Origin of the sequence: Ruegeria sp. THAF33 (assembly GCF_009363615.1) — a bacterium.
Classification (GTDB): Bacteria; Pseudomonadota; Alphaproteobacteria; order Rhodobacterales; family Rhodobacteraceae; genus Ruegeria.
In genome coordinates this window covers 2,475,235-2,500,492 of sequence record NZ_CP045384.1, presented here as the reverse complement: position 1 = coordinate 2,500,492, position 25,258 = coordinate 2,475,235, and the positions used below count along the sequence as shown (strand labels likewise).

Annotated in this window: 24 protein-coding genes; 11 read left to right on the top strand and 13 right to left on the bottom strand. The window is 60.6% G+C overall.

From position 1 onward, the window contains the following. Positions 1 to 76: 76 nt before the first annotated feature. From FIU92_RS12475 to FIU92_RS12445, 7 genes are all read right to left on the bottom strand, one after another. The gene (locus FIU92_RS12475) at positions 77 to 949 is read right to left on the bottom strand and encodes an NAD(P)-dependent oxidoreductase (protein WP_152458925.1); all 873 of its coding nucleotides are present in this window, start codon (positions 947 to 949) and stop codon (positions 77 to 79) included. Positions 950 to 1,050: 101 nt separating this feature from the next. Then, positions 1,051 to 1,440, bottom strand: a complete 390-nt coding sequence (cueR, locus tag FIU92_RS12470; protein WP_152458924.1) for a Cu(I)-responsive transcriptional regulator — start codon at positions 1,438 to 1,440, stop codon at positions 1,051 to 1,053. Beyond that, a complete protein-coding gene (locus FIU92_RS12465) occupies positions 1,437 to 3,905 on the bottom strand; it encodes a heavy metal translocating P-type ATPase (protein ID WP_152458923.1) in 2,469 nt (822 codons plus the stop codon). The genes cueR and FIU92_RS12465 overlap by 4 nt, the downstream gene beginning before the upstream one ends. A gap of 78 nt (positions 3,906 to 3,983) precedes the next feature. Beyond that, positions 3,984 to 4,748, bottom strand: a complete 765-nt coding sequence (locus FIU92_RS12460; protein WP_152458922.1) for an SDR family oxidoreductase — start codon at positions 4,746 to 4,748, stop codon at positions 3,984 to 3,986. Further along, a complete protein-coding gene (locus FIU92_RS12455) occupies positions 4,745 to 5,677 on the bottom strand; it encodes an SDR family oxidoreductase (RefSeq protein WP_152458921.1) in 933 nt (310 codons plus the stop codon). Before FIU92_RS12455 ends, FIU92_RS12460 begins: the two co-directional genes overlap by 4 nt. Then, on the bottom strand, positions 5,674 to 6,576 hold the full coding sequence (locus tag FIU92_RS12450) for a bile acid:sodium symporter family protein (protein ID WP_152458920.1): 903 nt from the start codon (positions 6,574 to 6,576) through the stop codon (positions 5,674 to 5,676). The genes FIU92_RS12455 and FIU92_RS12450 overlap by 4 nt, the downstream gene beginning before the upstream one ends. Next, positions 6,573 to 7,889 (bottom strand): NAD(P)/FAD-dependent oxidoreductase, encoded by a 1,317-nt coding sequence (locus tag FIU92_RS12445; protein ID WP_152458919.1) that lies wholly within the window; start codon positions 7,887 to 7,889, stop codon positions 6,573 to 6,575. Before FIU92_RS12445 ends, FIU92_RS12450 begins: the two co-directional genes overlap by 4 nt. A gap of 65 nt (positions 7,890 to 7,954) precedes the next feature. On the opposite strand from FIU92_RS12445, the gene FIU92_RS12440 reads away from it, so the two are divergent. Beyond that, positions 7,955 to 8,617, top strand: a complete 663-nt coding sequence (locus FIU92_RS12440) for a TetR/AcrR family transcriptional regulator (protein ID WP_152458918.1) — start codon at positions 7,955 to 7,957, stop codon at positions 8,615 to 8,617. A gap of 253 nt (positions 8,618 to 8,870) precedes the next feature. Beyond that, positions 8,871 to 9,566 carry a THxN family PEP-CTERM protein gene (locus FIU92_RS12435; protein WP_152458917.1) on the top strand — a complete coding sequence of 232 codons (696 nt, stop codon included), beginning with the start codon at positions 8,871 to 8,873 and terminating at the stop codon, positions 9,564 to 9,566. A 176-nt stretch (positions 9,567 to 9,742) separates the two neighbouring features. On the opposite strand, the gene FIU92_RS22805 is transcribed toward FIU92_RS12435, so the two are convergent. The 3 genes from FIU92_RS22805 to FIU92_RS12425 are packed head-to-tail and all read right to left on the bottom strand — an operon-like array spanning position 9,743 to position 11,052. Next, positions 9,743 to 9,904: a hypothetical protein gene (locus FIU92_RS22805; protein ID WP_162896721.1), complete on the bottom strand. Its 162-nt coding sequence runs from the start codon at positions 9,902 to 9,904 to the stop codon at positions 9,743 to 9,745. Positions 9,905 to 9,954: 50 nt separating this feature from the next. Continuing rightward, a complete protein-coding gene (locus FIU92_RS12430) occupies positions 9,955 to 10,575 on the bottom strand; it encodes a pyridoxamine 5'-phosphate oxidase family protein (protein ID WP_152458916.1) in 621 nt (206 codons plus the stop codon). Positions 10,576 to 10,587: 12 nt separating this feature from the next. Further along, entirely contained in the window at positions 10,588 to 11,052 is a 465-nt protein-coding gene (locus FIU92_RS12425; RefSeq protein ID WP_152458915.1) for a nuclear transport factor 2 family protein, read from the bottom strand. 292 nt (positions 11,053 to 11,344) lie between these two features. On the opposite strand from FIU92_RS12425, the gene FIU92_RS12420 reads away from it, so the two are divergent. The 3 genes from FIU92_RS12420 to FIU92_RS12410 all read left to right on the top strand — a co-directional run bounded on the left by FIU92_RS12420 (position 11,345) and on the right by FIU92_RS12410 (position 14,667). Beyond that, the gene (locus FIU92_RS12420; protein WP_152458914.1) at positions 11,345 to 11,908 is read left to right on the top strand and encodes a TetR/AcrR family transcriptional regulator; all 564 of its coding nucleotides are present in this window, start codon (positions 11,345 to 11,347) and stop codon (positions 11,906 to 11,908) included. A gap of 139 nt (positions 11,909 to 12,047) precedes the next feature. Continuing rightward, entirely contained in the window at positions 12,048 to 13,205 is a 1,158-nt protein-coding gene (locus tag FIU92_RS12415; RefSeq protein WP_152458913.1) for an acyl-CoA dehydrogenase family protein, read from the top strand. A 190-nt stretch (positions 13,206 to 13,395) separates the two neighbouring features. Further along, on the top strand, positions 13,396 to 14,667 hold the full coding sequence (locus FIU92_RS12410; RefSeq protein WP_152458912.1) for an FAD-binding oxidoreductase: 1,272 nt from the start codon (positions 13,396 to 13,398) through the stop codon (positions 14,665 to 14,667). A 2-nt stretch (positions 14,668 to 14,669) separates the two neighbouring features. On the opposite strand, the gene FIU92_RS12405 is transcribed toward FIU92_RS12410, so the two are convergent. Beyond that, on the bottom strand, positions 14,670 to 15,371 hold the full coding sequence (locus FIU92_RS12405; protein ID WP_152458911.1) for an SDR family oxidoreductase: 702 nt from the start codon (positions 15,369 to 15,371) through the stop codon (positions 14,670 to 14,672). Between the two features lie 103 nt (positions 15,372 to 15,474). On the opposite strand from FIU92_RS12405, the gene FIU92_RS12400 reads away from it, so the two are divergent. Next, positions 15,475 to 16,326, top strand: a complete 852-nt coding sequence (locus FIU92_RS12400) for a LysR substrate-binding domain-containing protein (RefSeq protein ID WP_152458910.1) — start codon at positions 15,475 to 15,477, stop codon at positions 16,324 to 16,326. On the opposite strand, the gene FIU92_RS12395 is transcribed toward FIU92_RS12400, so the two are convergent. After that, the gene (locus FIU92_RS12395; protein ID WP_152458909.1) at positions 16,317 to 17,219 is read right to left on the bottom strand and encodes a LysR family transcriptional regulator; all 903 of its coding nucleotides are present in this window, start codon (positions 17,217 to 17,219) and stop codon (positions 16,317 to 16,319) included. The genes FIU92_RS12400 and FIU92_RS12395 overlap by 10 nt on opposite strands. A gap of 75 nt (positions 17,220 to 17,294) precedes the next feature. Here FIU92_RS12395 and FIU92_RS12390 point away from each other — a divergent pair, with 75 nt between their 5' ends. The 5 genes from FIU92_RS12390 to FIU92_RS12370 all read left to right on the top strand — a co-directional run bounded on the left by FIU92_RS12390 (position 17,295) and on the right by FIU92_RS12370 (position 24,468). Beyond that, positions 17,295 to 20,507 (top strand): reductive dehalogenase, encoded by a 3,213-nt coding sequence (locus FIU92_RS12390; RefSeq protein WP_152458908.1) that lies wholly within the window; start codon positions 17,295 to 17,297, stop codon positions 20,505 to 20,507. Between the two features lie 125 nt (positions 20,508 to 20,632). Beyond that, positions 20,633 to 21,499, top strand: coding sequence for a xanthine dehydrogenase family protein subunit M (locus FIU92_RS12385; RefSeq protein ID WP_152458907.1), 867 nt, complete (start codon positions 20,633 to 20,635; stop codon positions 21,497 to 21,499). Then, positions 21,496 to 21,975 carry a (2Fe-2S)-binding protein gene (locus FIU92_RS12380; protein ID WP_152458906.1) on the top strand — a complete coding sequence of 160 codons (480 nt, stop codon included), beginning with the start codon at positions 21,496 to 21,498 and terminating at the stop codon, positions 21,973 to 21,975. Before FIU92_RS12385 ends, FIU92_RS12380 begins: the two co-directional genes overlap by 4 nt. Further along, positions 21,975 to 24,230 carry a xanthine dehydrogenase family protein molybdopterin-binding subunit gene (locus FIU92_RS12375; protein WP_152458905.1) on the top strand — a complete coding sequence of 752 codons (2,256 nt, stop codon included), beginning with the start codon at positions 21,975 to 21,977 and terminating at the stop codon, positions 24,228 to 24,230. The genes FIU92_RS12380 and FIU92_RS12375 overlap by 1 nt, the downstream gene beginning before the upstream one ends. Then, on the top strand, positions 24,223 to 24,468 hold the full coding sequence (locus FIU92_RS12370; RefSeq protein WP_152458904.1) for a MoaD/ThiS family protein: 246 nt from the start codon (positions 24,223 to 24,225) through the stop codon (positions 24,466 to 24,468). The genes FIU92_RS12375 and FIU92_RS12370 overlap by 8 nt, the downstream gene beginning before the upstream one ends. On the opposite strand, the gene FIU92_RS12365 is transcribed toward FIU92_RS12370, so the two are convergent. Beyond that, positions 24,465 to 25,169, bottom strand: a complete 705-nt coding sequence (locus tag FIU92_RS12365) for a lysophospholipid acyltransferase family protein (protein WP_152458903.1) — start codon at positions 25,167 to 25,169, stop codon at positions 24,465 to 24,467. The two genes, FIU92_RS12370 and FIU92_RS12365, sit on opposite strands and share 4 nt — an antisense overlap. Positions 25,170 to 25,258: the final 89 nt, after the last annotated feature.

Here is a 25,258-nt window from a genome sequence, read left to right as displayed (position 1 = left end):
GCCCTCTTCATCTGGCCAAAAATATCCCCGGGGGGAATCGGGCCCTGGCGCGATGGGGGGCAGACAGCCCCCCGCGTTACCCCATGGCCCGCAGGCGCTTGATCAACGACGAGGTGTCCCAGCGACCACCGCCCAGTTTCTGCACTTCCTTGTAAAACTGATCGACCAGAGCGGTGACGGGCAGGGACGCACCGGTTTCATTGGCGGTATCCAGACAGATACCCAGATCCTTGCGCATCCAGTCGACGGCAAAGCCATGTTCGAACTGATCATCCAGCATGGTCTCATACCGGTTTGCCATCTGCCAGCTGCCCGCCGCGCCCTGGCTGATCACCTCGACCACGGCCCTTCCGTCCAGCCCGGCCTTCTCGGCAAAGTGCAGCGCTTCGCTCAGGCCCTGAACCAACCCTGCGATGGCGATCTGGTTGCACATCTTGGTCATCTGGCCCGCGCCGCTGTCGCCGATGCGGCGGCAGATCTTCGCATAGACCTGCATCACCGGTTCAGCCGCATCATACGCCGCCTGATCTCCGCCGCACATGATTGACAGAACACCGTTTTCGGCGCCTGCCTGGCCGCCCGAGATCGGCGCGTCCACGAAGGCGATACCTAGTGATTGGCCGGCCGCGTACAATTCCCGCGTGACCTTTGCAGAAACCGTGGTGTGATCGACGAAAACAGCCCCGTTGGACATGCCGCGAAATGCGCCGTCCTCGCCCGTGCAAACCATGCGCAGATCGTCGTCATTTCCGACGCAGGCCATCACGAACTCGGCGCCTTCCGCCGCGTCTTTCGGGGTGGCCGCCATCGATCCGCCATGCTGCTTTACCCAGGCTTCGGCCTTGGCGGTCGTGCGGTTGTAGACGGTGACATCATGACCTGCGGCCTGAAGATGCCCAGCCATGGGATAGCCCATGACGCCCAGGCCAAGGAACGCGACTTTTGCCATTTTGTGATCCTCTCCGCTGTTCGGTCGGCTTCAGCGGTGCGTGCCTGGCCGAAATGTTTGGCGAAGACAAAGCAAAGCTGCGCCCAAAGGGCAACCCCAAGTCAGCCCTTCCCGCCCAGATCCTGCAAGATCGGGCAATCCGGCCTGTCATCCCCGGCGCAGGCGTCGATCAGGTGGCTCAGCGTCTCGCGCATCGCGTTCAGGTCGGCGATCTTGGCTTCGATCTGCGTCAGGTGATCCCGCGCGACCTGTTTCACATCTGCGCTGGCGCGGGTTTCATCCTCGTAAAGCGCCAGCAATGTCCGGCAATCCCCTATGGTGAATCCCAGAGCCCGGGCACGGCCCAGAAAGTTCAGCTTGTGCACATCCTGATCGCGAAATCGGCGATAGCCGTTGTCGTCGCGCAACGGTTTGATCAGGTCGATGTCTTCATAGTACCGGATCGTCTTTGCAGGCAGGCCGGTTCGGGCGGATACATCTCCGATATTCATGCGTGCACCTCCTTGGCGGGCGGTATCGGGGTTTCCGGCACGCTGGCTTGAACGCGACGCAGACGCAGCGCGTTCGAGACGACAAAGACGCTCGAAAGCGCCATCGCGCCCGCGGCCAGCGCCGGAGACAAAAGATGGCCTCCGAACGGGTACAGCGCACCAGCGGCGACCGGGATCAGCAGGACATTGTAACCGAATGCCCATCCCAGGTTCTGGCGAATGTTCCGCATCGTTCTGCGGCTGATCTCGGTTGCATTTGCAACCCCGCGCAGATCGCCGGACATCAGAACGACATCAGCCGTTTCGATGGCCACATCGGTGCCCGTTCCGATGGCGATGCCGATGTCAGCCGTTGCCAGCGCCGGGGCGTCGTTTATGCCGTCGCCGACGAAGGCCAGCGTTCCGAACTGGTCCCGCAAGGCGGTGATCGCATCCACCTTGCCGTCGGGCAGCACTTCGGCGGTGACGTGATCGATCCCCAGCCGATCAGCCAAGGCCTGCGCGGTGCGCGCGTTGTCTCCGGTGACCATGGCCACGGTCAGACCCATTTGGTGGAGCCGCTCCAGCGCCTCTTCGGTGCCGGGTTTGACCGGGTCGGACACAGACAACGTGGCTGCGGCCTGCCCATCCAATGCGACGAACAATGGTGTAGCCCCTTCGGCGGCGCGGGCCTCTGCCTCGCTTGCGAGGGGGCCAAGGTCGATCCCGCGTTGTTGCATAAGCCGGTGCGACCCGATCAACACGTTGCGGCCTTCAACCAGCCCCTGCATGCCAAGCCCGGTAATCGACAGGACGTCCGTCGCCTGTGGCAGCGTCGCAGGCCCGGCCCGGGTGATCGCCGAAGCGATCGGGTGTTCCGAGCGCGCCTCGAGGGCGGCGGCCAGCCGCACAACCTCATCCCTGTCAAACCCGTTCGCCGTCAGAACATTGTCCAGTTCCGGGCGGCCCAGTGTCAGGGTCCCGGTCTTGTCCAGCGCGATGATGCGTGCCTGCTGAAGCTGCTGTAAGGCATCGCCCTTGCGGAACAGCACCCCCAGTTCGGCCGCGCGCCCGGTGCCGACCATGATCGAGGTCGGAGTGGCCAGACCCATGGCGCAGGGGCAGGCTATGATCAGCACCGAAACCCCGGCGACAAGCGCCAGCGGCAGGGCGGGGCTTGGGCCGAAGATCAGCCAGGCCGCGACGGTGATCACGGCGACCAGGATGACCGCCGGGACAAAGCGATATGTAATCCGATCGACCAGGCCCTGGATCGGCAGCTTGGCCCCCTGCGCCTGCTGCACCATGCGAACGACCTGGGCCAGCACCGTGTCGCCTCCCACGCGCGTCGCCCGAACCCGCAAGGCGCCGGTGCCATTCACGGTTCCTCCGACAACAGCCGCGCCGGCTGATTTTCCAACCGGTATCGGCTCGCCCGTGATCATGCTTTCATCGACGTAAGAGGTGCCCTCGAGCACTTCGGCATCCACCGGCACACGTTCGCCCGGGCGGATGTGCAGGATGTCGCCCACCGCAATCTCGGCGATAGGGCGGTCTTCTATCCGGCCATCGATTTCGACCCGCGCGCTTTTGGGTTGAAGGCCGGCCAATTTACGGATCGCGGCCCCGGTTTTGCCCTTGGCGCGCGCCTCCATCAGCCGGCCCAGAAGGATCAGAACGACAATCACAGCCGCCGCCTCGTAATAGACGTTGGCAGTTCCCACCGGTAAAGCGCCGGGGGCGAATGTGGCCACGACCGAATACAGATAGGCCGCGCCGGTTCCCAGCGCGACCAGCGCGTTCATATCCGGCGTGCCCCTCAGCAACGACGGGATGCCCTTGCGATAGAACACCCGACCGGGTCCCAGCAACAGGGCCGTTGTCAGGGCGAACTGAATCAACTGGCTGGTCTGCGTGCCGATGGTGGCGTGTACCCAATGGTGGAAGGCGGGGATCATGTGCCCGCCCATCTCAAGTATGAACACCGGCAGGGCAAGAGCGGCCGCCAGCAAAGTGGCCCGGGTCAGCCCTGCTGTTTCAGTGTCTGCGCGGTCTTCGGGTGTCGCAGCGGCTTGAGGCCGCGCCGGGTATCCGGTGTCGGTGACCACCTGTGCCAGCGCCTGTGGCGTCGTTGTCCCAGCAGCGTAAGTCACCGCGGCAGTTTGTGTCGCCAGATTGACCTGCGCTTCGATCACACCGGGGCTGGCCGCCAGCGCGCGCTCGATCTTGGCCACGCACGAGGCGCAGTTCATACCTTCAATGATCAGATCCGCCCGGCTGGTCTCGGCCGGATACCCTGCCGCGTCCAATGCCTTGGTCAGCGCCGAAACCGGCCCGTCAAAAGCCACCTGTGCGGACTTGGTTGCAAAGTTGACCGAGGCCGTTTCAACCCCGGGCACATCACGCAGCGCCTCTTCAACGCGTCCCACGCAGGATGCGCATCCCATGCCCGTGATTTTCAGCTCTGTCAGTGCTTTTTGCGCCATGCGACTCGCCCATGAAGTTTCCTTACTCACCAGATGGGGGTTCCAGTGACAGGAAGGTCAAGGGCCTGGGGCAGTTTTTTAATGCCCCGAGCCGCGCACGTTTCGTTCCATCATGCGCTGATAGAGGCGCGGTGACAGACGGTTGAGCCACCAGGACAGGCGCGCCACGCGGCCAACCGGGATCATGGGCTGCGATTTGTCCAGCCCGCGCAGGATCGTTTCAGCGGCGGCCTCGGGGCTCATCTCGTCCATCCCGTCCTTCGCCGATCCGGGCCGCACTGTGCCATTCGCCTGCTCTTGCGCGTTGCCGGGGTTGGTGGCCACAAAGGACGGCGCAGCGATCAGAACCTCAACGCCATGAGGGGCTTCTTCCGAGCGCAGCGATTTGAAGAACCCCTCCAGCGCGTGTTTCGAGGCAGCATAGGCCGTCCGATGGTAAAGCGGTGCAAACCCGGCCACCGATGAGATGGCCAGATGTGTCCCCTTTGACGTCCGAACCGGGTGCAAGAACGCGCGGGCCATTTCAACGGCCGCAAAATAGTTGATGTCAAACAGAGTTCGGTGGCTGGCCGCGTCGGACTTTTCAAAGGCCCGGATTTGCGTGACGCCGGCGTTGTAGATGACCAGATCTATACTGTCGCAGGTCGCGATCACCTTTTGAGTTGCCATGGCAAGCTGGTCGGGATCCGTCAGGTCGCAGCCAACAGGCAACTGGTTCGACCCGGTGTCCAGGCCTGAAACATCGAGATCCAGCAGCACCACCCGCCACCCGCGACTTTGCAGAGCATGGCTGAGGGCCCGCCCCAAACCGCCCGCCCCGCCGGATATGACAGCCGTCTTCATAGCCCCGCTTGCTTTTGCCAGAGCGCGAATACCTGGGCGCTGGTTTTTTCCGGCGTGTAACCGAAGTCGGATTTCAGGGCGGTGTTGTCCAGAACCGGTCGATATTGCAGAAATCGCACCTGTTCCGGCCCATAGCGGGACAGACCTAGCGGACGTGCAGCGGCCAAAGCCGATTTCAGCGCCCAAGCGGGCAGGCGCAGAACCGGTTTTCCCATCGCACGCGCCAGATCGGTCACGCCCATCGCGCCGTCCCCGGCGACGTTGTAAACGCCGTCCGGCCCGTCGGTTGCCGCGCGCTTCAGGATGCGTGCCAGATCATGCGTCCAAATGAACACAAACGGGCTTTCGCTGCCGACCACGGCCAGCAGGCGGGGTTTGTGAAACAGGGCGGTGATCTGGTTTTCGGACCCGGCCCCCAGAACCGTGCCCACGCGCAGCACGACCTGTTCCAGATCGGGGGCGGCTTTGCGAACCTCGGCCAGCATCTCTTCGACCTGCCTTTTGTGATCGGAATACGGGAACTCTGGGTTGCCGCGCAACGGATCATCCTCGCGCAGGGGCACGGGGTTGTCCGGGTGATAGCCGTAGGCCGCACCCGAGGATGTGACCACCAATCTTCGCACTCCGTTTGCAAGGGCCGCGTTCACCACCTTGCGGGTGCCCTCGACATCAACCGCATATGCCGCTGCCCGTTCCATTTTTGGCGGAGGCGTCACGATGGAGGCCAGATGCACTATGACTTCAGGCTTCACGTTGGAGATCGCGCGCGCGGGCGCGTCGGTCGTTACATCCAAGGGCAGATAGTGGACGTTTTCCGGCATGCTGTCGGGGCGTTTGATATCCGTTGCAAAAACATCGTGCCCCTTGAGTTCGGGCAACAGTGCCTGCCCGACCATACCGGCGGCGCCCGTGATCAGGATACGGCTCATCGCGCGGCCTCGGTTCGGGCCATGACCGACGCCAGGGCAATCCCCGAGATCGCGTGCCAGATGCCCCAGAACGCCGCCACGACGGCCATGCCGCCCAGCCCGTGGAAAAAGGCAAAGATCAGAACCAGCCCAAGGCCGGAATTCTGAATGCCGGTTTCGATGGTGATGGCACGGCGATCGAAAGGGGACAGCCGGGTCAGAGTGGCCACAACCCAACCGCCCCCCAGCGCCAGGGCGTTGTGAAGGATCACAAGCCCGGCAACAGCCCCGGCAAAGCTGAGGAAGAACCCCCAGTTCGCGCCCAGGGCAAGTAAGATGAAAGCCGCAAAAATACCCATCGACAGGTATTGCAGCGGCGCACGCATCCGTGCGGTCAGGGCCGGGCGGCGCTGGTTCAGAGCGATGCCCAGGACCAGAGGCAGGATCAGCATCAACCCGACAAGGATTGCGATTTGCACCGGGTCAATCTGGGTCTGTTGCAGGATCGCGCGTGTCGGCGGATACAACCCGCCCCAAAGCGCAATGTTGAAGGGCGTCATGAAAATCGCGCCAATGGTGGCAAAGGCGGTCATCGACACCGACAGCGCCGCATTGCCACCGGCGCGGTGCGTAATGAAGTTCGAGATATTGCCCCCCGGACAGGCTGCGACAAGGATCAGCCCAAGCGCAATTGACGGTCGCGGGGCCGTCACCCACACAAGCGCAAAAGTCAGCGCCGGCAGGACCAGGAATTGGGATACCAGCCCGACGATCACTGGCTTCGGCGCACGCCTGAGGCGATCAAAATCCCTTGGTGTCAGATCGATGGCAATCGAGAACATCACGATCGCCAGTATCGCATTCAACAGCGTCAGAGAGGCCGGGCTGAAATTCAGCGTAATTTCGTCGATACCACTCATACGGCGGCTTTCCGCAGCCGTTCGATCCACCCGGTGACAGCCTTTCTGTAAGTGGCCTTGTCCACGTAGTAAGCCATTCGCGGCAGATCGATATAGCTCATGCCTCCGGTGGCGCGCTTATAGTCTTTTTGTTTTTCGGATTTCAGATCGGCCGCCACCGGGCAGCCCTTCTGAAGACCTTTGATATAGCGCGCCACCATTTCGGCCTGCTCGTGCCTGCCCTGCCAGCCCAGACCCGTGGCCTCGACCATGCCCAGCACAAAAAGATCGTCCCGTTCGGGGTGCATCGCGTTCAGGTACAGATGTGGGGCATCGCCCTGCCAGTTCAGCAGGCCCCGGTCGATGAACGGATAGTGCAGCTTGTATCCGGTCGCGGCGAGAATCATGTCATAGTCTGCGCGCGTGCCGTCCTTGAAATGCACGGTTTTGCCTTCCAGGCGGTCGATATCGGGGCGAATGCGCAGGTCGCCATGGCCCGCGTGATACAGGACCAGCGAATTGACCACCGGGTGGCTTTCGTACAGCTGGTAATCGGGCTTGGGAAAGCCGTATTTCTGCGGATCACCGACAAACCAACTGAGGATGAGGCTGTCCAGCTTGCGCTTCAACCACATCGGCAGGCGGATCTTGCCGCCCATCGTGTCGGCCGGTTTGCCGAAAACGTATTTCGGCACGAAGTAATAGCCGCGCCGCATGGACAGATCGCAGCGTTCTGCGTGATGGATTGCGTCAACCGCAATGTCACAGCCGGAATTGCCCGCGCCCACGACCAACACGCGCTTGCCGTCGAACTGACTGGGGTACCGATATTGCGAGGCATGGATTAACTCGCCGTCAAACGTGCCGGGAAAGCTGGGCATATTCGGTTCCGACAAGGTGCCGTTTGCAATCAGAACCCCTGCGAATTCGGCCTGATGCTCACCTTCGGCGTCCCGCCAGCCAACACGCCAACCGTCACCGGATTTGCCCAGCGGAGTGATCCGGGTGACTTCTGCATTGAACCTGTAGCTTTCACGCAGGCCGAAACGATCGGCAAAGGACCGGAAATAGTCGCGCATCGCCCGGTGCGAGGGGTACTCGGCCACAGCCTCATCCATCGGGAAATCCTCGAATTCAGTCATGCGTTTTGAAGAGATCAGATGCGCCGATTCATACATGGTTGATCTGGGGGCATCGATATCCCACAGACCGCCCACATCCGAATGCAATTCGAACCCCTGAAAGGCGATGCCCTGTTCCTTCAGCACCTTGGCTGCGGCCAAACCCATCGGCCCCGCCCCGATCAGGGCGAATGCGTTGCGCGTCTGTGTCATGAACCCTCCCGAAGTTCGTGATGCTTAACTTGAACGAACGACCAAAATAAGGCAAGATGAAATTCATGAGTCCAAAAAACATCGAAAAACCAAGGCAAAGAGCACCGTCCAAGCGATCGCTTGAAACCAAGGCGCGGATCATGGATGCGGCTGAAACCGTCTTTGCCGAACGGGGATTCGAGGGTGCGTCGATCCGGGATATCGCGGCCTTGGCGGGGGTTCAGATTGGTCTTGTGCACCATCATGGTGGTGGCAAGGAGGAGTTGTTTTACAAAACCGTGGCGCGGCGCGCGGACGCGTTGGCGCAGCTTCGGATCGACGCGTTGAACAAGGCCAAGGCCGTCGCTCCGCTGACGCTTCACAGCATTCTGGACAGCTTTATCCGACCCTATGTGGACCTGGCTGAAACGGGTGGGCCCGGATGGATGGCATATGGGCGGTTGGTGGCCCACGTATCGGTTGACCCCAGGTGGCGCGATATCGCAGCGGAATGTTTCGATCCTACCGCCCAGCTGTTCATCACCGAGATCGCCACCCTTTACCCGGATGTCGATCCTGCGGTTTTGGCAAGTGGCCAGGTTTATTCGGTCTCGGCGATGCTGGCCCATCTCAACAGTGGATGGCGGGTCAAAGCCCTGTCGCAGGGCGGTGACGTATCGGGCATGGAACGTCTGGTGGACTTTTGCGCCGCCGGTATCGAAGCAATGGTACGATCCGGGCGCAAATGAGCCCTCACGCCGTGCCCGGTTGCGTATTCAATCGTTCAGTTGACGCCTTGTATCCACAATGGCTGTTTCCAAAAATTAAACAATTGGTGCAGGCTGGATTATTGTGTCCCTTTGGGCACTCTTTTGGGTGTCATTCGCGCTGATTGAGGTGAAAACGTGGCGTCAATGTGGCGCGTGAGCTAGGAATATGATCCTGTTGTGCTACTCTTTCCCGGAGTGGTTTGTAACGAGTATTCACACGTGAGGTGGGCACATGACATTCAAACGAAACATAGCTGCGATCGCTGTTGCAGGTGTGATGACTGCAAGCGGTGCGTCGGCGCTGACCATTTCCAGCATCTCGCCCTCTTGGCAAAACGTAAATCCAAGTTCCGGCGTTACTGAAAGCACCTCTGGTTCTACGATTTCTCTTCGCTGGGGAAGTGGCAGCAGCTCGAGTGGTTACGATTTCACGCCAACTGGCACGCCAATTTCAGGTCTGATGCCTGGAACTGCTTTTGCTCTGGGTCAGTTCTCGCATCTGAATTTCCCGATCACGGGAACAACCCTAAGCTCCGTCGACCTTCTTGTTGACATACTGATCAGCGGTGGCCCTTTGGTGTCTTCGTCGTTTGCCCTGACGCATAACGAGACATTGAATCGTCCAGCGAACTGTCCGGCGGACTCTACCCCTTGTGATGACATCGTGACCATTACCAACAATTTGGGCTCTCAGAGCTTTAATTTTCGTGGACAGAATTATGTGTTTTCGGTCCTCGGTTTCTCTCAGGACGGCGGCAGCACCATTTCGAACGGCTTCAGCACAACGGAAAACATGCAAAACGTCGCAACGCTGTATGGGGAATACACGGTAGCCCCCGTGCCGCTGCCCGCAGCTGGCTGGCTGCTTCTTGGCGGCATCAGCGGTTTGTTTGTGATGGGGCGCCGGAAAAAGCGCAGCACGGCCTGATCTGGCTTATTTATGCTCTCACCATTCTTGGTGGTGAGAGCAGACCTGGAACCTGGCCGCTCTTAGGCCAGGTTCTTCAGTCTTTCAGCCTATGCGCCCCGTGAGCCCGAGTTGATGGCATTGGCTTGAAACGACAAGCGCGCTTGCCGGGTTCCTGCCGCAGTGACGCTCGGTCATCATTCTTGCTGCAAATGTTCGAACAAAATCTTGCTGAATACCGATGGCGGCGACGTTCGTACGGCGCTGGGCGAGACGAAAAAACCGAACATGATGATCAGAATGATCAGGGCAGTACCGGCAAGGCAAGCCGCCGAGAGGTGAAAGACCGAGCGAACCATTGCGACGCTCCCTTCTCTTGAAATCCGTAAATTCTGTGAGGGCTGAAACGTCAACCTGACTTTGCCAATTGCTGTTTCAGCCTTTGGTTTTCCGCCTGCAACTCTGCCAACTGCTGCCCCAGCCTGTTCAGATGAGGGCGCAACTCTGCTTCGGTGAAGCGCGGCGTGATGTGGCTTGGGCAGTTCCAGTCCAATGCCTCGACGCGGATGATCACGGCCCGTTCGGCCGGTCCCTCGGCCTCTTCCGGGTAAAGGGTGGCGGCCGCTGTTTCGCCTTCCGTGAACTCTACGCGCCCAAGGATCTTAAGGCGGCGTCGGTTGGCGTAATCCATCAGGATCATTGCAATACGATCATTGCCGTCCAGATTCCCGCGCGAGATATACTGTTTGTTGCCCGAAAAATCCGCATATCCGATGGTCTGGGGGCCCAGAACCTTCAGAAAACCTGCCGGTCCGCCCCGATACTGGACATAGGGCCAGCCGGTCTCGGACACGGTGGATTGATAGAACCCGTCCCGCGCCTGAATGAACTCTTTCTCGGGGTCTCCGATCAGATGGCCTTGCCGCGGGCCACCTGCAATGAACTTGGCATAGCTTCTGGCCGATCCCATCCTTTCTTGATGGGCGCGGACGGCGGGTGTGAAGGTCAGTTCGGAAAAAGCGCGGGGCATTGGAGCGTCCTTCTAAAGACCCAGTTCGGACAACCCGGGGTGGTCATGAGGGCGTTCGCCCAAGGGCCAATGGAACAGCCTGTCATCTTCAGCTATCGGAAGATCGTTGAGCGAGGCATGGCGATGTGACATGCGCCCGTCATCGGCGAATTCCCAGTTTTCATTGCCATAGGATCGGAACCACTGACCGCTGTCGTCGCGCCATTCATAGGCATAGCGTACGGCAATGCGATTTCCGGCAAAGGCCCACAGTTCCTTGATCAGACGATAATCCAGTTCCTTCCGCCATTTGCGGGTCAGAAAGGCGTGGATGTCGGCGTGGCCGGACAGGAATTCAGCCCGATTCCGCCATTGACTGTCATCCGTATAGGCGGGCGTCACGCGGTCGGGATCGCGACTGTTCCAGGCATCTTCCGCCGCGCGCACTTTTTGAGCGGCAGTTTCCAACGTTAAGGGGGGCAAGGGGGGTCTGGACATTCCGCAAAGGCTTTCAGGTGAGGGAGGCGGCAAGAAGAGCCATGGTCAGAAGGAAGGGGACGTACTGAGGTGGAAAAATGCTGGCGCGACGTTTCATCGGTCAAATCCTCGGGTGTACAGATCAGTTAACTTACAGGTAAAGTGTACCGATCTGTAAACTTTTTCAAGTGGAAATTTCATGGTGAGACAAGGCGCCTGGTAAAACTATTTCAAAACAATGCTTTGGCCTGAGGTCATTGTACTTCACGCTCCATGGTAATATGTACAGAACGGTACACCATGGAGCCGAATCATGCGCCCAAACAAACGGGATGAGTTGGTCAGCAAGGCCCTGAAGGTCTTTTACCGCGACGGGTTTCACGCAACCGGCATGGACAAGCTGGTTGTGGAAACAGGCGTGTCCAAGACGTCGATGTACAAGCATTTCCGCACCAAGGAAGACCTGATCATCGCCGCGCTGCGCTTGCGGGATGAGAACTTTCGCAACTGGTTCTTTCAGCGCATCGACGAGATGGCGGAGACACCGGCCGATCAGATCATCGTCAGTTTTGATGCCCTGAAAGAGTGGTTCGAAGAGGACGGGTTCCGGGGCTGCATGTTCATCAAGGCCGGGGCCGAGTATCAGGACAAGGATCACCCGATCCATGAACAGGCCGCCGAACACAAACAGCTTTTGCTGGAACACTTCGCGGCCATAGCCCAACAGGCCGGCGCGCATGATCCTCGGAAGCTCGCGAGTCAGATCGTGTTGTTGCAGGAAGGAGCCATCGTTTCCGCCGTCCTGCTCAAGAACTGCGATCCGGCGGAAGACGCCAAGGATGCGGCCAAGCACCTTTTGGCCAAAGCACTGGCTTAACCCCGCCAGTCAAAAGGTATTCTCTGACATCGCAGGCCGAGACGTTGCGTTGTTCCTCAAAGGGACGCGGCGTCACAAGGATTGGCGTGAACCGAACACGGCGCTAGCCTTCTCGGAAAGACCGATTGGAGGGCGTTCAATGTCACTTTTCACTTCGACTGCGGCATGGGTCACTGATGAACACCGCATGTTCGCGGATATGGCGGGTCGGTTCATGGATGACGAACTGTCGCCCAATATCGAAACCTGGGTTGAAAACGGCGTTGTGGATCGCGATTTCTGGCGAAAGGCCGGCGAAACCGGGCTGATGGCGGGTGCGATCCCTGAAGAATATGGCGGCGTCGGCGGCGGCATGGGCTTTGACGCCATCACGGCCTACGAACAGGGCGCGCGGGGTGATGCGGGTTGGGGCTATGGCATTCAGTCGATCGTGACCCACTATCTCACCGCTTATGGCAGCGAAGATCAGAAGAAGAAGTGGTTGCCCAAACTGGCGTCGGGTGAATTGGTCGGCGCGCTGGCAATGACCGAACCCAGTACCGGTTCGGACGTGCAGGCGGTGCGGACGACGGCCGAGAAGGACGGCAACTCTTACCGGTTGAACGGGTCTAAAATCTTCATCACGAACGGACAGACTGCGGATCTGATCATCGTGGCCGCCAAGACCGACAAGACCGCTGGTGCACGCGGCGTTTCGTTGATCGTGGTGGAAACAGACGGGTGTGAAGGTTTTCGCCGGGGGCGGAACCTCAAGAAAATGGGCATGAAGGGCAATGACACTGCCGAGTTGTTTTTCGAAGATGTCAAAGTGCCGATGACAAACCTGTTAGGCCCCGAGGAAGGGCAGGGTTTCTATCAACTGATGAAACAGCTGCCGTGGGAACGGCTGAATATCGCGATCATGGCGCTGGGCGCGATCGATTTCGCCATCGGCGAAACCGTGAAATACGTGCAGGAACGCAAAGCCTTCGGGCAGCGGGTGATGGATTTTCAGAATACCCGGTTCAAACTGGCGGAATGCAAGACCAAGGCCGAGGTTCTGCGCAGTTTCATCAATGATTGTATCGGGAAACTGGAAGCAGGCGAGTTGGACGCGGCAACTGCTTCGATGGCCAAATACTGGGGATCCGAGGTGCAGAACGAGATCATGCATGAATGCCTGCAACTGTTCGGCGGCTACGGGTTCATGATGGAATACCCGATTGCGCGTCTTTACGCGGATGCCAGGGTGCAGATGATCTATGGCGGCACCAACGAGGTCATGAAAGAGCTGATCGCGCGATCGCTCGACGTCTGAGCCCACCACGCGGGCTCTCCCGTCCGTCGTCATCATTCCTAACGGAATGACTCCTCTGCTTGGGCCCGGCAGGCCCGGGCAAAGCCCGTGCCTGCGGTGTCTGTTTCGTTGTCGCAGCACGGGTCAAAAGGCCGCTTGCAAAGGGGGGGTATCGGTATGATGATCCGCCGACAAGACTCAGAGGCCCGACGTGAACGATCCCGAACAATCACTTTGGCAGACCACTTGCACCGAGACAGTCACCGCACCGCCCCTGACCGCTGACGCCGCGGTTGATCTGGCTGTCATCGGAGGTGGCTACACCGGCTGTTCAGCGGCGTTGACCGCAGCCCGCGCCGGCGCGTCGGTCTGCCTGCTCGAGGTGCAGGAGATCGGGTTTGGCGGTTCGGGGCGCAATGTCGGTCTGGTCAATGCAGGGCTGTGGCTTCCGCCGGACGACATCCGCACGCATATCGGTGCTGAACCGGGGAACCGTTTGATCGACTTGCTGGCCAAGGCGCCGTCGGATGTGTTTGCCTGGATCGATGAATATGGCATTGCGTGTGAGCCCGTGCGCAACGGAACCCTGCATTGCGCTCATTCCGCGTCGGGTTTGAAGGACCTGCATACGCGTCATGCGCAGTTGAGCGAAGCCGGAGCACCGGTTGAGCTATTGTCGGCGGACCAGGCGGGTGAACGCACCGGCAGCCAGGCCTTTCACGGTGCCTTGTTCGATCCACGGGCAGGAACCATTCAGCCTTTGGCCTATGCGGTGGGTTTGGCGCGCGCGGCGTCACAGGCCGGGGCGCGGATACACACGCAAAGCCCCGTGCAGACCATGACATATGAGGGCGGGCACTGGGTTCTGGTGACACCGGGCGGGACGGTTCGGGCAAGATCGGTCATTCAGGCGACGAATGCCTATCATCTTGCGCTGCCGGATACCGCGCCTGCCTATGTGCCGGTCTACTATTTCCAGTATGCCACGGCCCCGCTGACCGACAATTTGCGCGCCAGTATCCTGCCAAGGAAAGAAGGGTGCTGGGATACCGGGCTGATCATGACGTCATTCCGGCTGGATCAGGCGGGTCGGATGATCATTGGCGGCATGGGGGATCTGGGACATGCCGGCCGGGTTGCACATTCCGGTTGGGTCCGGCGCAAGCTGGCCGAGCTCTATCCGCAATTGGCCGACCAGCCGTTGGCACACGGGTGGCACGGGCGGATCGCAATGACATCGGATCATATTCCAAAGATCACGCAGATCGGCCCCAACGCTTTGGCCGCACACGGGTATTCCGGTCGCGGCATCGGCCCGGGCACGGTGTTCGGCCGCATGATGGCCGAAAGCCTTCTGGCCGGTGATCCCTCGCTTCTGCCGGTTCCCGCCGTGTCGGAACACCGCGAAAACTGGACGCGCGTGCGCCGCGCCTTTTTTGAATCCGGCGCGGCGCTGACGCATCTTGTAAAGGCGCGGTTCTAAGCTCAGACAGACCGGGTGATACCGCCGTCCACCCGGATATTCTGTCCGGTGATGTAACCGCCGCCCTCCGAGGCGAGCAGAGCGACGACCGAGGCGATCTCGTCATAGCTGCGCCCATAACGACCCATCGGAATGCGGTTGCGGAATTCTTCTTTCTCGGGCAGGCTGTCAATGAAGCCCGGAAGAATGTTGTTCATGCGGATATTCGCGGCGGCATATTTGTCCGAGTACAGCTTGGTGAAGGCGGCCAACCCGGCGCGGAACACGCCCGACGTCGGGAAAACCGGATCCGGCTCGAACGCGGCAAAGGTCGAGATGTTGATGATCGAGCCTCCCCCCTGCGCCTGCATGATCGGGGTCACAAGCCGGGTTGGGCGCACCGCGTTCAGGAAATAGACATCCATGCCGGTGTGCCAATCCTCATCCGTCAGTTCAAGGATCGGGGCGCGGGGGCCGTGACCGGCAGAATTGACCAGAACGTCAATTCGCCCCCAATGGGCCATGGCGGCATCGACAAGTTTCTGCAAATCCTCGGTGGACTGGTTCGAGCCGGTAATGCCGACGCCGCCCAGCTCCTTTGCCAAAGCTTCCCCTTTGCCCGAGGAGGACAGAATGCCGACCTTGAACCCGTCCGCCGCCAGCCTCCGGGCGGAATCCGCCCCCATGCCGCTGCCGCCCGCCGTGATAAGTGCTACTTTTTCCATTTGACATCTCCGTTTTCAATTGATCCCAAGATGGCCGTCGGACAGTGGTTTGACCAATCAGTTCTGCTGCCTCTATTCTGTAGAAAATCTACAGGATAACAGCATGACCGCCCTTCCACCCCTAAACGCCTTGCGCGCTTTCGAGGCTTCTGGCCGTCACTTGAACTTTCGACTGGCCGCCGAGGAACTCGGCGTTACACAAGGTGCCGTCGCGCAGCAGGTGCGCGGGCTTGAAGCACGATTGGACGAGGTTCTGTTCGATCGCCTGTCGCGTGGGTTGCGACTGACCGAATCCGGGCGGCGGTTTCACGCGCCGCTGCGTCGTGCCTTCAGGTTGATCGAAGAGGCCGTCGCCGACCTGTCTCCGGACCGGCGGATCACATTGTCGGTAACGCCCAGCTTTGCCTCGAAATGGTTGGTGCCGCGTTTGTCGGGCTTCACGGACCTGTATCCGGACATCTCGGTTCAGGTGGATGCGCGCGAGCGTCTGGCGGATTTCAGTTCGGATGGCGTCGATCTTGCGGTCAGGCAGGGTCGAGCGCCGTTTGCGGCGGAACTGGAAGCGGTGCCCTTGTTCTCGACCGAATTCATCCCGGTATGCAGCCCTTCTGTTGCGGGCGGAATCAACAAACCTTCTGACTTGATGAAGCAGGTATTGCTGAACGACACCCACGGATTGTGGCCCTTGTTTCTTGAACGGGTGGGTGCAAGCGGAAAGCCCAGAATGATGAGCTTCAGCCAGACCAGTCTTGCGATCGACGCGGCAGTTTCGGGGCAGGGGATAGCATTGGCCAATGCGCCTCTTGTCGTGCCCGAGGTGGCCTCGGGCCGTCTTGTTCAGCCGCTCGCGGATGTTCTGGTTGCAGATCTGGGGTTTTACGTGGTTGCGCCCCGCAAGCCGCGCCAGCCGCAACTGGTCAGGATCATGCGCGACTGGCTGTTGTCTCAGGTCTGAAGAGACGCGGCGATCGCCTCGATCCGGGCCCGCACCCAGCGATGTGCCGGGTCATTGGCCGACCTCTGGTGCCAGACCATGTAGATCGACACCGACGCGCATTCGAACGGCAGTGGCGCGCAATCCAGCATGGCCAGCGGGCCCTGTTTCATCAGCGCCGTGTCGGTCGAGATCAGGTCGCTGCCCAGTATGAAGGCCGGGATGGCGTTGAAATGAGGCAGGGTCACCACCGCTGGCCTGATCTGGCTTTGATCGACGCCACGCATGACGGCGCGGGCATTGCGGCCATCGGCAAAGCGAACCTCGACATGATCGCAGTTGCAATAGGCGTCCCAACTGTCCGGTGGCGTGCGCTGTGTGGCGTCATAGAACAGCATCAGCGGGCTGGTCATCAGGCGTTTTTGAAAGATATCCGGCCCATCCGGTGGCAACGGGGTCAGCATCAACTGGCATCTGTCACTGCGCAGAAGCTCGGGGTCGGGAACGCCTGAAGGAATGAATTCCAGCCGCAGACCTGCGTCTTCGGCACGTGTTTCTCGAAGCAGCTGCGGAAAGATCAACTCGCGTGGCATGTCATTGGTGGCGATGCGGATCCTGATCTGTTCGGACTGCGGATCGAACGGCCGCCCTTCGGTCAGCGCCCGCATTCCGTCCAGCACCTTTTGTGCGGGCTCCTTCAAGGACAAGGCGCGCTCGGTCGGGGTCAGGCCCTGACCGGACCGGACAAACAACGGGTCGCCCAGCACCAGCCGGAGCTTGGCCAGAGTGTGGCTGATGGCCGATTGCGTGACGCCCAGCCGATCCGCAGCTTTCGAAACCGAGCTTTCCTCGAGAATGGTCAGAAAGGTGCGCAGAACCTTGCCGTCGAGATCAGTGAAATCGATTTTCTTCATACCGCTTATGATTATGCATGAATGGTTTCGCTGTCCATGACGGGGTAGGGGATGGATGGCAACAGGAGGCGTACAATGGGAATCCGCTTTTTCTCGGACAAGAACCGGCCCGTTCACATGGGGCGATACCCGTTGGAGCGTTTGACACGACAAGATACCATGCCGGATTTGTCGCGCGTGCCCACCATGGGCGAATTGAGTTTCCACCGGCCGGAACGGCCCGACAGCATCGTCAACGCCATGGGTGAGTTTCAGGCGATGCTGGACGCGATCCGCGACGGGTTGGTGAACCCGATTGCATCCGAGATCCCCTCAGACCCGCAGGAGCGCGCAAACCATCTGAAGGCATTTGGATATTTCAACGACGCATCGATGATAGGCTGTGGGCCGTTGCCGTCGGATGCACTGCTGGACGAACCACGCCGCAACCCCGATATCGACCGGCTTGCCCACGCGCTGCGCACGCGCCAGACCAAAACGCTGGCCTCTGGAATCGACCTCATCATGGCCGATCTGAAAGACAGTATGGAGGCCGCGCCCAAGCCGATTGACGACCACCGTCACGCCATCGTCTTTCTTTACGAACACAATCGCGACCCTGACCCTTCCGAACCCGGTGCGGACTGGATCATCGACGCGCAGGATCATCGTGCCTGCCTGCTGGCAACCGAGAATGCCGTGGTCATCGCCAACTATATCCGACTGCTGGGTTTTGACGCCCGCACGCACAGCGTGATGTCGTCCGAAGTTGATCTGGGCAAGCTGGCCGTGGCCGCCGGTCTGGCCTCGGTCGAGGGCGACCAGCTGGTTGCGCCTTGGCTGGGCACCCGGTTTGGCCTTGCAGCCGTGACGACCGAGATGCCCATCGCGCATGACCGGCCGCTGAGGCCCATGGCGCAACAGCCGTGGTTTCGAACCCAAGGTCCGGCATGGTGGCTGGGCACGGGATTTGCCAAGAACGCCCTCAACCGTGACCCATATGCCAAACGACGCTATGTGGACGGGGCCCATCCCTTCGAAAAGCTCAAACGGGTCGAGGCTCCGACAACCTATATCGACGAAGAGAATGTTGCCCGCGTTCCCAAGCGCGCCGACATGTTCGCCCGCGCCCAGTTCGGCGACATGGGCAAGTCATTGCAGGACGCCGCGAAAGGCGGGTACTACGTGCGCAAGGCCGCGCCCAGCTTTGCCCAGCGTCGCGCGCTCGGTGCATTCGTTCTGTTGCAGGATGGTGAAAGCGTCGAAGTCGCCGGACCCACCGATGCCGAGCGCAATGCGGCGAACATCAAGGCAGCGACCTATTTCCTGGGGGTCGATGCGGTGGGCCTCAGCCGCTGCCCGGAATGGGCGTGGTATTCTCATGACGCCACGGGCGAAGAAATCGTGCCGCCTCATGATCAGGCCATCAGCATGATCATCGATCAGGGCTATGAAACGATGGAAGGTGCCAGCGGTGACGACTGGATCAGCGTCGCCCAATCCATGCGCGCCTATCTACGCTTTTCGCTGCTGGGCGGCGTGATCGCCCAGCAGATCCGCAACCTGGGCTACAAGGCCAAGGCGCATACGGTGATGGATGGCGAGGTGCTGCAACCGCCGCTTTTGTTGCTGTCCGGCCTGGGCGAGGTCAGCCGGATCGGAGAAGTAATCCTGAACCCCTATCTGGGCCCGCGCCTGAAATCAGGCGTGGTGACGACCGACATGCCGATGGCGCATGACAAACCCATCGATTTCGGCCTGCAAACCTTTTGCGCATCCTGCAACAAATGCGCCCGCGAATGTCCCTCGGGCGCGATCACCGCCGGACCTAAGCTGATGTTCAACGGTTACGAAATCTGGAAATCCGACAGCCAGAAATGCGCCACGTACCGTGTGACGACCCCGGGCGGTGCGATGTGCGGGCGCTGCATGAAGACCTGCCCGTGGAACCTCGAAGGCATCTTCGCCGAACGCCCGTTCCGCTGGGCTGCGATGCACATCCCCGCCGCCGCGCCCGCGCTGGCCAGGCTGGACGATGCAGTCGGCAATGGCGGGCTGAACGACATCAAGAAATGGTGGTGGGATATCGAGTTGCAGCCCGACGGCGCCTATCGCTCCACGACGCACCCGTTGAACCGGCGCGATCTGCAAAAGGATCTGGACCTGAAATACGAGGATCAGACCCTGGCCGTCTATCCCGCTTATCTGGCTCCGCACCCCTGGCCCTATCCCTTTGCAATGGACCGAGAAGCCGGGATTGCAGCCTATGAGGCCATGGTGACGGCCGACGAGTACAAGGCCCGCAAGGCAAGCGGGGACATGTCGATCATCCATCGCTATCAGATCGCCGGTGATGCACCTGTGATGCGGGTCGCCGTGACCAAGGTTGAAAAGATGACGGCGGATGTCACGAAATACGAATTTGCATCGCTGGACGGTGCGCCCCTGCCGGGATGGACAGCGGGCGCACATCTGGACGTCCTGGTCGCGCCTGAATTTCTGCGGCAATATTCCATGTCCGGAGACCCGTCGGATCGTAAGACCTATCAGATCGGCGTGCTGCGCGAAGATGACGGGCGTGGCGGGTCCGCGCTGTTGCATCGCATCTTTACCGAGGGCCGAAAGGTTTTCGTATCCAAACCGATCAACCACTTTGAATTGGATGAAACGGCAACCAGAACATTCCTCATGGGTGGCGGCATCGGAATCACCCCGATGATCGCATTTGCCCACCGCCTGCATGCGCTGGGCCGCGATTTCGAATTGCACTATTCGGCCAGCACAAGGGGCGGGGCGGGTTATCTGGATGACCTGGCCGCCATGCCCTGGGCGGATCGCGTTCATTACCATTTCTCGGATGAAGGCACCCGCGCTGATCTGAATGTGATTCTGTCCGGCTACCGGGATGGATGGCATGTCTATACCTGCGGGCCGGATCGTTACATGAACGGCGTGATTCAGGCGGCCGAGCAGCAGGGCTTTCCCGAAGAGGCGCGTCATCTGGAATATTTCTCTGTTCCTGAAACGCCTGAATATGAAAACCACGCGTTTGAGCTCAAGCTTGCGCGTTCGGGTCGGACACTTCCCGTGCCCGCAGACAAGGACGCGGCGCAAGTTCTGAACGAAGCCGGTATTCATGTGGATGTGAAATGCGCAGACGGCATCTGCGGCGTCTGTAAATGCGGTGTCATTTCGGGCGAGGTCGAGCATCGGGATTTCGTTTTGTCCCGCAAACAGCGCGAAGGCGCCATGATCCTGTGCCAAAGCCGCGCGGCGGAACCTGATGGTGTGATCGAGATCGATCTCTGAACCCTGTCCAAAAGCGACATTTGGAAGTTGAATTTTGGTCGCTCGGCCCATGGACGCCGGACGAGGGGTGAATTAACGTCGCCGCGAACCCAGATATTCCTGACCAACAGGTACGAGGTAGCTTCATGGATTATCACAGCCCCGCCAGCTTTGCCGAAGCTTCGGCTCTGGCCGCGAACGCGACGGGCATTACACGTTTTCTGGCGGGCGGTACGGATGTACTTGTGCAACTGCGCTCGGAACTGGTGACGCCCGATACGCTCATCGACATCAAGAAGATCGACGGCGTGCGTGACATCACCCGCAATGCCGACGGCAGTTGGACGATCGGCGTGGCCGTCACCGGCGCCGAGATGAGCGAGCACCCCGAGCTTGGCCGCGACTGGCCCGGTGTGGTCGAGGCGATGGACCTGATCGGTTCAACTCAGGTTCAGGGCCGCGCGACGCTGACGGGCAATCTGTGCAATGGCTCACCCGCGGCTGATTCCGTGCCCGCCATGGTGGCCGCAGGCGTGACCGTCACCGTAACTGGCCCCGACGGCACGTGTGACGTTGCGGTCGAGGACATCCCGACCGGGCCCGGCAAGACCTCGCTGGCCAAGGGCGAGTTGATCTCGGCCGTCAACATCCCTGCACGCGGCGAGAATGGGGGCGACGCCTATCTGCGGTTCATCCCCCGTACCGAAATGGACATTGCGGTGGTGGGCGTTGGTGTGAACCTCCGTCTGGATGGTGACGTCATCACCGAGGCGCGCGTGTCGCTGGGTGCCGTGGCACCGACCGTTCTATTGGTTGAAGACTGTGCCAAAGCGATCATCGGCAGCACTTTGGACGATGCCGCCCTTGACGCACTGGCCGCGGCCGCGTCGGCCGCCTGCAATCCGATCGACGACAAACGAGGTACGATCGCGTTCCGTACCGAAGTCGCTGGCGTTCTGGCCAAGCGTGCCGCAAAGATCGCCTATGCCCGCGCGAAGGGAGAAAACGCATGAGCAAGCTCCACGTATCCACCACCGTGAACGGGGACGCAGTCGAATACCTGTGCGACCCGCGGGAAACCCTGCTGGACTGTCTGCGCGACAAGCTGAACCTGACCGGCGCCAAAGAGGGCTGCGGCACCGGCGATTGCGGCGCGTGTTCGGTCACCGTCGATGGCCGCCTTGTGTGCTCGTGCCTGATGCTGGGTGTCGAGGCCGAAGGCAAGCAGATCGAGACCGTCGAAGGGATTGCGGATGGTGACATCCTGCACCCGTTGCAGAAGAAGATGATCGAATATGCCGCGCTTCAATGCGGCATCTGTACCCCGGGCATTCTGGTGGCGGCGAAGTCGCTGTTGGAGAAGAACCCCAATCCGACCGAGGAAGAAACGCGCTATTGGCTGGCGGGCAACCTGTGCCGCTGCACCGGCTATGACAAGATCATTCGCGCCGTGATGGACACGGCCGCTGAGATGCGGGAGGCGTCATAATGGCTCTGGACGATCGCAAAACTGATTTCACCTTCGTTGGCACCCGCCCCGATCGCCCTGACGGTCTGGACAAGGTGACGGGCCGGGCCAAGTTCGGTGCGGATATCTCGGCCCCCGGCATGTTGCACGGCGCGATTCTGCGCTCACCCCATGCCCATGCCCGGATCGTCAGGATTGATACCTCGAAAGCCGAGGCATCGAAGGACGTCAAAGCCGTCGTGACCCGTGCCGATTTCGCCGATGTCCCATTCAAGCCCGGGCTCGAAGGTGAATTCTGGAATGTGCTGGAAAACGTCATGGCGGGGGAAAAGGCGCTCTATGACGGGCACGCGGTTGCTGCGGTGGCGGCCACATCTGCCTTGGCGGCACGTGACGCGCTGAAACTGATCGAGGTCGAATACGAGGTGCTGCCGCACGTCACCGATGTGGACAAAGCGATGGCCCCGGATGCGCCGGTGATCCGGGAAGGTGCTGCGGATTATTCGGTGCCGGAAGGGATGCACCCGAACGTCGTGCGTTATCACGAAAGCGGGCACGGCGATGTCGAGGCTGGGTTTGCCGAGGCCGATCTGGTCATCGAAGACAGCTTTGTGACCGAGGCGACCCATCAGGGGTACATCGAACCGCATGCCTGTCTGGGCATGCTGGGCAATGACGGCAAGGGCGAGTTGTGGTGCACGACCCAAGGTCACTGGATCGCGCAAAAGACCTGTGCGGCGCTGCTGGGAATCGAAACCTCTCAGCTGCGCGTCACGGCGTCTGAAATCGGCGGCGGTTTTGGCGGCAAGACCACGGTCTTCATCGAACCCGTCGCGCTGGCGCTCAGCCGCAAGGCCAACCGTCCGGTCAAGATCGTGATGACCAGGTCCGAGGTTTTCCGTGCCACCGGGCCGACCTCTTCTGCGTCAATGGACGTGAAGATCGGCATGAAGAAAGACGGCACGATCACGGCGGCGCAGGGTGTCTTCCGCCTGCAAGGCGGGGCCTTCCCCGGCGCCCCGGGCGATATGACGGCCATGTGTGCCTTTGCGCCCTACAACCTGACCAACGTCAAGCAGATCGGTTACGACGTGATGTCGAACCGTCCGAAACAGGCCGCCTACCGCGCGCCGGGTGCACCCATGGGCGCCTTCGCCGTTGAATCCGTCATTGATGAGCTCTGCAACAAGCTGGGCCTCGATCCTATTGATGTGCGTCTGAAAAATGCCGCGCATGAAGGCACGAAGGCCAGCTATGGCCCGACCTACGAACGCATCGGTCTGGTCGAAACCCTTGAGGCTGCCAAAGCGCATCCCCATTACTCGGCACCGCTGAAGCCGGGGCAGGGGCGCGGGGTTTCCTGCGGTTTCTGGTTCAACCACGGGGGCGAGACCAGCGTTTCACTGGCACTGTCCGAGGATGGTTCGGCGCAGTTGATGGTCGGCACACCCGACATCGGCGGGTCGCGCGCATCCATGGCTCTGATGGCGGCCGAGGTTCTGGGCATTCCGTATGAAAACATCCGCGTGACCATCGCCGACACGGCGACGCTGGGTTACAACGACGTGAGCCATGGTTCGCGCGTGACCTACGCGTCGGGCCTCGCGACGATCAAGGCCGCAAGACACGCGGTCGAGAAACTGTGCGAACGTGCGGCGGCCAAGTGGGGCATCCCGGTCGATGCGGTGAAATGGGAAGACGGCTGCGCGGTGCCCTCGGGGCCCAATGCAGGGGATTTCGACCCGATGCCTCTGGCCGACATCACGGCGGATATGGGATCAACCGGAGGCCCGATTTCGGGCCATTTCGAAGCAACCCCCGAAGGCGCGGGCGTATCTTTTGGCACCCATATCGTCGATGCCGAGGTCGACCCGGAAACCGGCAAGACATCGATCACCCGGTACACGGTCATTCAGGACGCCGGAAAGGCGATCCACCCGACCTATGTGGAAGGGCAGTTCCAAGGTGGCGCCGCGCAGGGCATCGGCTGGGCACTGAACGAGGAATACATCTATGGCGAAGATGGCCGGTTGCAGAACTCGATCTTTCTTGACTACCGGATTCCCGTTGCCAGTGACCTGCCGATGATTGACACGGTGATCGTCGAAGTGCCCAACCCGGGCCACCCGTTCGGGGTGCGCGGCGTGGGCGAGACGGGCATCGTGCCGCCCCTGGCCGCCATCGCCAATGCGGTGTCCAATGCGGCGGGTGTTCGGATGAAGCAACTGCCGATGTCTCCGCCGCGCATTCTGGCGGCCCTGAAGGAAAATGGTTGAGGTCCACCTCTGGTCCGGCCTCCGGTCACTGACCGGGGGCCAGCAAGTGGTTGAGGTCGAGGCCAAAACCACCGGAGAGCTTTTGCGGGCTCTGGTCCGGGCCCACCCGCAGTTGCAGGCCCCCATTGACGCGGGGGTCTCCATCGCGATCGACGGGCGTGTCATTGCCACAGGGCTTACCGAGCCGATTCCCGAAGGCAGCGAAGTCTATCTGATGCAACGTCTCAGGGGCGGTTAGGCGTCAGGTGACCAGGGCTCGCGCCCGACCATCCGGTCAGCTTCTGCCGTGATGTCGTTCATATGCTGCTCCAGGCTCAGGCGCAGGGTCTCGATTTCTTCTTCGCTGGCCTTGCGGGGCACTGTTTCAGTCCATTCCCGGCACAGAAACACGCCTTCATTTCGCCAGGGGCGGGGCATCAGAAGGTGATCCCAGGTTCCCGCTTCGCGACCATGTTTCGTGGAAAAGGTGATACCGAATACGCGCTTGCCCGAGGTGCGCGCCCATACCAGCGGAACCGTCGACAGAACCCGTTCCGGCCCGCGCGGTCCGTCTGCCGCGATCCCAATAGAGATACCTTGCTTCATCTTGCCCAGAACCTGACGTGACAAGGCGACGTGGCGTGTCTTGCTGGCCATGGCGATCGTGTCCATGCCAAACAGCTTTTGTACCCGGCCCACCATGCTGCCCGCCCGGGCAGAGGAGGTGATCGAACAGATGCGCCCCTTGTCCAGAGGGAAGAAATAGGGCGACTGCGCCAACCGTTGGTGCCAAAGCACAACGATGACAGGTTCACCTTGTTCGACCAGCTGATCCAGTTCTTCGTATCCGATGCGCTGCCAGCGTGTGTTTCGGTTGACCAATCGAATGTAAGTGGCAATCCGGCGGGCCACCCAGTTCAGCACGGCTTCGCTGTCTGCGATCTTCTTGCGGAGGTTCACACGGGGTTCCTTTTGCTGACCGGACCTTGTCTTAGCGCACTGCACATTTTGCGCAACTTGTTTGTCGGCTCAGATAGTGGTGTGGAATT

Excerpts from the sequence above, each read along its gene's own strand:
- FIU92_RS12475 (WP_152458925.1), bottom strand. The coding sequence starts at position 949 with ATGGCAAAAGTCGCGTTCCTTGGCCTGGGCGTCATGGGCTATCCCATG.
- cueR (WP_152458924.1), bottom strand. The coding sequence starts at position 1,440 with ATGAATATCGGAGATGTATCCGCCCGAACCGGCCTGCCTGCAAAGACG.
- FIU92_RS12465 (WP_152458923.1), bottom strand. The coding sequence starts at position 3,905 with ATGGCGCAAAAAGCACTGACAGAGCTGAAAATCACGGGCATGGGATGC.
- FIU92_RS12460 (WP_152458922.1), bottom strand. The coding sequence starts at position 4,748 with ATGAAGACGGCTGTCATATCCGGCGGGGCGGGCGGTTTGGGGCGGGCC.
- FIU92_RS12455 (WP_152458921.1), bottom strand. The coding sequence starts at position 5,677 with ATGAGCCGTATCCTGATCACGGGCGCCGCCGGTATGGTCGGGCAGGCA.
- FIU92_RS12450 (WP_152458920.1), bottom strand. The coding sequence starts at position 6,576 with ATGAGTGGTATCGACGAAATTACGCTGAATTTCAGCCCGGCCTCTCTG.
- FIU92_RS12445 (WP_152458919.1), bottom strand. The coding sequence starts at position 7,889 with ATGACACAGACGCGCAACGCATTCGCCCTGATCGGGGCGGGGCCGATG.
- FIU92_RS12440 (WP_152458918.1), top strand. The coding sequence starts at position 7,955 with ATGAGTCCAAAAAACATCGAAAAACCAAGGCAAAGAGCACCGTCCAAG.
- FIU92_RS12435 (WP_152458917.1), top strand. The coding sequence starts at position 8,871 with ATGACATTCAAACGAAACATAGCTGCGATCGCTGTTGCAGGTGTGATG.
- FIU92_RS22805 (WP_162896721.1), bottom strand. The coding sequence starts at position 9,904 with ATGGTTCGCTCGGTCTTTCACCTCTCGGCGGCTTGCCTTGCCGGTACT.
- FIU92_RS12430 (WP_152458916.1), bottom strand. The coding sequence starts at position 10,575 with ATGCCCCGCGCTTTTTCCGAACTGACCTTCACACCCGCCGTCCGCGCC.
- FIU92_RS12425 (WP_152458915.1), bottom strand. The coding sequence starts at position 11,052 with ATGTCCAGACCCCCCTTGCCCCCCTTAACGTTGGAAACTGCCGCTCAA.
- FIU92_RS12420 (WP_152458914.1), top strand. The coding sequence starts at position 11,345 with ATGCGCCCAAACAAACGGGATGAGTTGGTCAGCAAGGCCCTGAAGGTC.
- FIU92_RS12415 (WP_152458913.1), top strand. The coding sequence starts at position 12,048 with ATGTCACTTTTCACTTCGACTGCGGCATGGGTCACTGATGAACACCGC.
- FIU92_RS12405 (WP_152458911.1), bottom strand. The coding sequence starts at position 15,371 with ATGGAAAAAGTAGCACTTATCACGGCGGGCGGCAGCGGCATGGGGGCG.
- FIU92_RS12400 (WP_152458910.1), top strand. The coding sequence starts at position 15,475 with ATGACCGCCCTTCCACCCCTAAACGCCTTGCGCGCTTTCGAGGCTTCT.
- FIU92_RS12395 (WP_152458909.1), bottom strand. The coding sequence starts at position 17,219 with ATGAAGAAAATCGATTTCACTGATCTCGACGGCAAGGTTCTGCGCACC.
- FIU92_RS12390 (WP_152458908.1), top strand. The coding sequence starts at position 17,295 with ATGGGAATCCGCTTTTTCTCGGACAAGAACCGGCCCGTTCACATGGGG.
- FIU92_RS12385 (WP_152458907.1), top strand. The coding sequence starts at position 20,633 with ATGGATTATCACAGCCCCGCCAGCTTTGCCGAAGCTTCGGCTCTGGCC.
- FIU92_RS12380 (WP_152458906.1), top strand. The coding sequence starts at position 21,496 with ATGAGCAAGCTCCACGTATCCACCACCGTGAACGGGGACGCAGTCGAA.
- FIU92_RS12375 (WP_152458905.1), top strand. The coding sequence starts at position 21,975 with ATGGCTCTGGACGATCGCAAAACTGATTTCACCTTCGTTGGCACCCGC.
- FIU92_RS12370 (WP_152458904.1), top strand. The coding sequence starts at position 24,223 with ATGGTTGAGGTCCACCTCTGGTCCGGCCTCCGGTCACTGACCGGGGGC.